General features: G+C 50.4%; 7 protein-coding genes and 1 pseudogene. 7 read left to right on the forward strand and 1 reads right to left on the reverse strand.

Translation table 11 applies throughout. The annotated features are described in order from the left end of the window. The 7 genes from R6U67_RS08495 to R6U67_RS08525 all read left to right on the forward strand — a co-directional run. Positions 1 to 515: type IIL restriction-modification enzyme MmeI (locus tag R6U67_RS08495; protein WP_410252146.1), on the forward strand; the 515-nt coding region annotated here is incomplete at its 5' end. A gap of 47 nt (positions 516 to 562) precedes the next feature. Next, positions 563 to 709, forward strand: coding sequence for a DUF2281 domain-containing protein (locus tag R6U67_RS08500; protein WP_410252147.1), 147 nt, complete (start codon positions 563 to 565; stop codon positions 707 to 709). Between the two features lie 120 nt (positions 710 to 829). Then, positions 830 to 1,081: a UPF0175 family protein gene (locus R6U67_RS08505; protein WP_410252148.1), complete on the forward strand. Its 252-nt coding sequence runs from the start codon at positions 830 to 832 to the stop codon at positions 1,079 to 1,081. After that, positions 1,074 to 1,562: a DUF3368 domain-containing protein gene (locus R6U67_RS08510; protein ID WP_410252149.1), complete on the forward strand. Its 489-nt coding sequence runs from the start codon at positions 1,074 to 1,076 to the stop codon at positions 1,560 to 1,562. Before R6U67_RS08505 ends, R6U67_RS08510 begins: the two co-directional genes overlap by 8 nt. Positions 1,563 to 1,679: 117 nt before the next feature. Next, complete coding sequence (locus tag R6U67_RS08515) at positions 1,680 to 3,728, forward strand: DEAD/DEAH box helicase (protein WP_410252150.1); 2,049 nt, start codon at positions 1,680 to 1,682, stop codon at positions 3,726 to 3,728. A 203-nt stretch (positions 3,729 to 3,931) separates the two neighbouring features. Further along, positions 3,932 to 4,987 (forward strand): Fic family protein, encoded by a 1,056-nt coding sequence (locus tag R6U67_RS08520; RefSeq protein WP_410252151.1) that lies wholly within the window; start codon positions 3,932 to 3,934, stop codon positions 4,985 to 4,987. Positions 4,988 to 5,008: 21 nt separating this feature from the next. Further along, complete coding sequence (locus R6U67_RS08525; protein WP_410252152.1) at positions 5,009 to 6,247, forward strand: GIY-YIG nuclease family protein; 1,239 nt, start codon at positions 5,009 to 5,011, stop codon at positions 6,245 to 6,247. A 100-nt stretch (positions 6,248 to 6,347) separates the two neighbouring features. Here R6U67_RS08525 and R6U67_RS08530 read toward each other — a convergent pair. Beyond that, positions 6,348 to 6,685 (reverse strand): annotated as a pseudogene (locus R6U67_RS08530) (hypothetical protein); the annotation flags it as partial.

Consider the following 6,685-nt stretch of genomic DNA (forward strand, 5'->3'; position numbering starts at 1 on the left):
TTTCATCGGAAAATCGAGCATACTTGCCTGTAGGATATTGTCCTTCAGGAACTATCGTTAGTAATCTCGCTTTTGCACTTTTAAATCCTCCCCTCTGGAACATGGCGCTAATCGCCTCACGCCTCCATTGGGTCTGGATTGGCACAGTTTGCGTCCGCATGAGAACCGATTTTTCCTACTCCAACACTCTCGGCTGGAACACCTTTCCCGTTCCCTTCCTCACCGAACAAAACAAAATCGACCTCACCCGTTGCGCCGAACAGATCCTCCTGGCGCGAGAGGAGTATTTCCCCGCCACCATCGCCGATATGTACGACCCCAAACGGATGGATAGCGAGTTCCCCCTGGTCCGGGAAGCCCACGATCGCAACGATGAGGTGTTAGAGCGCATTTACATCGGTCGCCGCTTTAAAAACGACACAGAACGCCTGGAAAAACTGTTTGACTTATATACACAAATGACCCGCCAAGACAGTCCAGGGAACCAGTCTGCTAACCGAAAAACTAAGTCATAACGCGATCAGCCATAATACAAACCAGACCGACTCACTTCCTAAAAACCATGACAGCTACTGAAAAACTCTATGAACTGATTCAAATTCTTCCAGAAAACCAAATTCAAGAAGTCCTTGACTTCGCCGAATTTATTCAGCACAAACAACGTTCTTCCATTCAACCTATTTCCCCTGGCACTCTGACGGAGCTTTGAGGCATCGCCAAACGTCCCGGACTGGCAAGTAAAATACACTGATTATCTGACCCCAAAATACCAGTAAGCTGCTCCCTTGAAAACTCTTATTGATACCAACATCATCCTAGGCTTAATTCGATGATTAGAATTCAACTCAACTTACCTGAAACTGCTTTTTCTGCCCTCCGCAGTACCCCAGACGAATTCGCCCAAGAATTACTCATTGCTGCCGTCGTTAAGTGGTACGAAGTCGGGATGATTTCCCAATCCAAAGCCGCTGAAATTGCAGGCATCAACCGTCAGGCTTTTCTGCAAGCCCTTAATCGATTTGGGGTTTCCCCATTTCAGACCACACCAGAAGAACTGACAGAGGAAGTTAGCCGTGATTAAGCGTTGGGTTGTTAATGCTTCTCCAATCATCAGTCTCACCAAGATTGACCGTATTCATTTACTCAGCGAAATCTGCGATGAAGTCGTCATTCCTCAAGGTGTTGCCGATGAAATTAATCTGGGAGGCTACACCGATACTGCCGTGACCTGGCTGGAGCAATCCGGCCAAGTATTCATTCAGCCTGCACCAGAACCTGACTCAAGGGTTTCCAGTTGGGATCTAGGGTTAGGAGAAAGTCAGGTCTTATCCTGGGCCATCAAATATTCTGCCTATGAAGCTATTATCGATGATCTCGCGGCGCGAAAAGCTGCCAAGATCCTCCAGATTCCCGTCCGAGGTACTTTAGCTGTGATCGTACTAGCGAAGCAGATGAGATACATCCCATCTGTCAAGCAGGATTTAGAGAACCTTGTCCAGGTTGGTTTACGAATTCGCCCGACTGTACTCGCACAAGCCATCGCACTGGCAGGGGAGGACTGAAAGCAATGCCCTACTCCATAACTTTAATCAATACGACTCTCCATCATGAGACCCTTAAACCTGGCCCGTAAACATAACTAACACCATTGAACTTCTATTGTTGACTCGATCTAACCCATGAGCCAAGCGATCGCCATTCCCTCCATTTCCGTCCCCTACGCCCAAAACGGACGTTCCACCCGCGCCAACGCCCTAGGGATGCGCCCCATGCAGGAACGAGCCTACCAAAAACGAGGCGAACAATATCTCCTCATCAAATCCCCACCCGCCTCGGGGAAAAGTCGCGCCCTTATGTTCATCGCCCTCGACAAACTGGAAAAGCAGGGCCTCAAACAAGCCATCATCGCTGTTCCCGAAAAATCCATCGGGGCCAGCTTCCACAACGAACCCCTGAGTCAATTCGGCTTTTCGCCCGATTGGGTGGTTGAACCTCAATGGAACCTCTGCAACGCACCCGGAAGCGACGGCGGCAAAGTCGGGGCCGTGAAAAAATTCCTCAACAGCGATGCCAAGGTGCTAGTTTGCACCCACGCCAGCTTCCGCTTCACCGTCGATGAATTGGGAGTCGACTGCCTCGACGATCGCCTCATCGCCGTCGATGAATTTCACCATGTCTCAGCCAACCCAGACAACAAACTCGGCGATCAAGTGCGCCAGATCATGGCCCGCAACAAAGCGCACATCGTCGCCATGACTGGCTCGTACTTTCGCGGCGATGCCGAAGCGGTACTACATCCCGACGACGAAGCCAAATTCGAGACGGTCACCTACACGTACTACGAACAACTCAACGGCTACGAGTACCTCAAACAACTCGATATCGGCTACTACTTCTACAGCGGCCGCTATAGCGACGCCATCATGGAGGTTCTCAATCCCAAGGAGAAAACCATCGTACATATTCCCAACGTCAACTCCCGCGAAAGCAGCAAAGACAAAATCCGGGAAGTCGAACATATCCTAGACGAGTTGGGAGACTGGCAAGGAATCGACCCCAAAACCGGGTTTCACCTCATCCAAACCCGTGACGGAAGCCAACTCAAGGTGGCCGATTTAGTCGATGATGACCCCAGCAAACGGGATCAAGTGGCAGCGGCACTCAAAGACCCGCAACAGAAGCACAATCGCGATCATGTCGATATCATCATCGCCCTGGGGATGGCTAAAGAGGGGTTTGATTGGATTTGGTGTGAACACGCTCTCACCATTGGCTATCGCTCCAGTTTGACGGAAATTGTCCAGATTATCGGCCGCGCCACCCGCGATGCGCCCGGTAAGACTCGCGCCCGTTTCACCAACTTGATTGCTGAGCCAGATGCCAGTGAAATCGCTGTAACTGAGGCGGTGAATGATACTCTGAAGGCGATCGCCGCCAGCCTCTTGATGCAGCAAGTGCTGGCACCGCGTTTTGAGTTCAAACCCAAATCTCCCGACAACGAACCCACTCCTGGTTTTGACTATGGGGAAGATGGCTACAATCGGGACCACTGTAATCTAGGGGTTGATCCAGATCGGGGCCTGATTCAACTGGAAATCAAGGGCTTAGCCGCTCCCAAGAGTCCCGAGGCCCATCGTATCTGCCGCGAAGATTTAACGGAACTGGTCACAGCCTTTGTTCAGGATAAACCCACCATTGAGCGAGGTCTTTTTGACCGGGAACTGGTGCCAGAGGAACTGACTCAGCTACATATGGGTAGAATCGTTAAAGAAAAGTTCCCTAACCTAGAGGGTGAGGATCAAGAGGCCGTCCGTCAACATGCGATCGCCGCTCTCAACCTGGTTCAAGAGTCCCAGAAAACCCTAAATCCCACCCAGATGGAGAACGGAAAAAACACCTCACTCCTCGATGGAGTCCGCCAATTCGCCCTATCGGTGACGGAGTTAGACATGGATCTGATCGATCGCATCAATCCTTTTGGCGAAGCCTACGCCATCCTAGCTCGGTCGATGGACAGCCAACGGCTTCAGCAGATTGAGGCGGTGATTGCGGCCAAGCGTATTAATCTGACTCTGGAGGAAGCGCGAGAGTTAGCAACACGGGCCCTCCAGTTTAAACGGCAATGGGGACGGCTACCCTCCTTGACGGCGATCGACCCTTGGGAAAAACGCATGGCCGAGGGGATTGCCGTTCTGCAACGGAACGCGAAGCAGGAGCAACATGGCTAAATCCACCACCGATCAAGATGTAGAACTCTTAGCGGGGCTTATTAACGCAAAAGTGCTAATATCGATAATATGGACTCCAAGTCGACTCAGTATTATCGGAACTGATAACAATGCCGGGGACATCGAGAGCAGGTCAATACATAGAACAGGTCGAAGGCTACAAAGCCTTTATCCCAAAACCGCTACCACCTACACCTGATATTATGATGGATCAGGAAATGTGGAATTTGCTATCTCAAGCTGATCGTGCCTTGGGTCGTTTAGATGGTGCAACAGATGCTCTCCCAAACCCCGATTTGTTTGTCTTTATGTACGTCCGCAAAGAAGCCGTTTTGTCGAGTCAAATTGAGGGTACACAAGCTTCTTTAATCGATGTTCTAGAATTTGAGTCCAAGGCGTTAGAACCGGACAATCCTAAAGATGTTGCTGAGGTTGTCAACTATGTTTCTGCAATTAACTATGGTCTTGAGCGGCTGAAAGAACTGCCAGTATCTCTACGATTGATTCGAGATATTCATCAAAAGTTAATGACTGGGGTGAGAGGCTCAGAGCGTAACCCTGGAGAATTTCGTCGCAGTCAAAATTGGATTGGTGCCGGCGGCTGTTCCCTATCAGAAGCCACCTATGTTCCTCCACCACCACATCAGATGCTCGAATCCCTCGGTAATTTAGAGAAATTCCTGCATAACCCGCAACCCATGCCTATTCTAATTAAGGTAGGGTTGGCCCATGCTCAGTTTGAAACGATTCATCCGTTTTTAGATGGAAATGGAAGAACGGGACGTTTACTGATCACGTTTTTGTTGTGTGAGCAGAATATTTTACAACGTCCTTTGCTCTACATTTCCTACTATTTCAAGAAGTATCGCACTGAATACTACGATCGCCTTCAGGCTGTACGAGATCGGGGGGATTGGGAAGGCTGGTTGAAATTTTTTCTGCGTGGCATTTACGAAGTCGCTCAAGAAGCTGCCGCGACGGCTCGTAAAATTGTCAACTTGAAAGAGGAACATCGGCAATTAGTACTCGATAAAATGGGACGTAGGTCGGGGAATGCCATTGCCTTGCTTGAGAGCCTTTACTTCAGTCCAATTTTTACGGTGGAACACGCTCAAGCTGTTACCAACTTATCCTATCCTAATGCTAACACGTTGGTTAAGGATCTCAGCTCCATAGGTCTCCTGCAAGAAATTACTGGACAAAAACGCAATCGGGCCTTTTCTTATGCACCCTATTTAGCAGTTTTCCGAGATCCCTAAACACCAACGACAACTCAAACCATGCCTAAATCCACCGCTAAATCTACCACCGATGAGGATCTAGAACTCCTAGCAGAATTGGGGGTCGAGATTGCCCCCGAACCCTCCCAACCGCGATCGCCCCGAGAAGAGCGAATTATTGCCGGTTTTGAGGACATTGAGCGTTTTGTCGAAGTCCACGGTCGCCTACCTCAACCGGGGGCAGATCGCGATATTTTTGAGCGCCTCTACGCCGTGCGACTCCAACGCCTGCGAAACTCTGAAGACTGTCGCACCCTCCTAGAACCCCTAGACTCCAGGGGACTCCTAAACCCAGACAATGATGCCACATTTCCCCTAGATGACGACCTCGACGATGGGCATCGTGACGCGGCGCTTTTGGCATCTCTCGGGGTCGATGCGACCGACGATGATGATGTCACCAAGCTGACCCATGTGCGATCGCGCAGCGTTGCCCCAGGCAAATCGCGCCAAGAAATCAAGGCCGCCGAAGAAATTGCCCAACGAACACCCTGCGAAGACTTCGAGGAGTTTCAACCCTTGTTTGAGGGGGTGCAGCAGCAGTTAACGACTGGAGAACGGCAAACGGTAAAATATCAAGACAATGCCGAGGTGCAACTGGGGGATTGGTTCATCCTCGATGGCCATAAAGTCTTAGTGGCTCAGATGGGGGAGATGTTTACCAGTGACTATGGCCGTACCGACTGTCGGCTACGGGTGATTTACGACAACGGCACCGAGAGCAACCTGTTACTGCGATCGCTCCAGCGAGCCTTAAATAAGGACAAAACCAGCCGTCGCATCAGCAAAATTGATTTCGGTCCCCTTTTTTCCCAAACAAACCTCTCCGACAGCCCAGTAACCGGCTCTATTTACGTCCTGCGCAGTGACTCTGACCATCCATTTATTGCCAAAAATCGGTCTATCATCCATAAAATTGGCGTCACCACGGGCGATGTCAAAACGCGAGTCGCCAATGCCCAAAAAGACCCCACCTACCTATTAGCAGATGTCGAGATTGTCTGCACCTTCAAACTTGAAGCCATCAACCCACAACGACTGGAGGCACTGCTGCACAAGTTTTTTGCTGCTGCCCGCTTAGAGGTGAATTTGCCCGATCGTTTTGAGATTCCTGTACAGCCTCGGGAGTGGTTTCTGGTCCCACTAGAGGTCATCGAACAGGCGATCGAGAAAGTCCAGGACGGAACCCTAACGCAATTTCAATACGACCCTGAAACAGCCAGTCTGCGGCCAGTGTAACACCAGTTTACGGTAAGTCGAGTCGTGGAAAGAGGAAACCTCATCAGTGATGGTGGGAATCCCACGCTATATTCTTTGAATTAGCGTGGGAGGATGTCAATTATCGTTCACACCATTCATTGCGCGTTTGTCGGAGCGTTCCCAACAGAGTCGAGACAAACGTACAACGCCTCAACTCAGAATTATCTCGATGAACAATCGTCATTCGTCCTAATTGACCAATCACATGATTACGACGGTCAAAAACGACCCGTCGCGCTCCCTGAACCCGCCGCAGAGTGCTATTCTCCTCATCGTAGCGAACGGCGGATGATAGGGCTATCCATTGAGCCTCATCGGGGTGAACCCTGGCCGGATGAACTGCCCAGAATGCCTGTTCATCTTCTTCTCGGAAACTCGCTTGCCATCGCTCCTTGGACGTTCTGGCTTGACTCTGGG

Source organism: Sodalinema sp., assembly GCF_046483825.1.
Taxonomy (GTDB): domain Bacteria; phylum Cyanobacteriota; class Cyanobacteriia; order Cyanobacteriales; family Geitlerinemataceae; genus Sodalinema.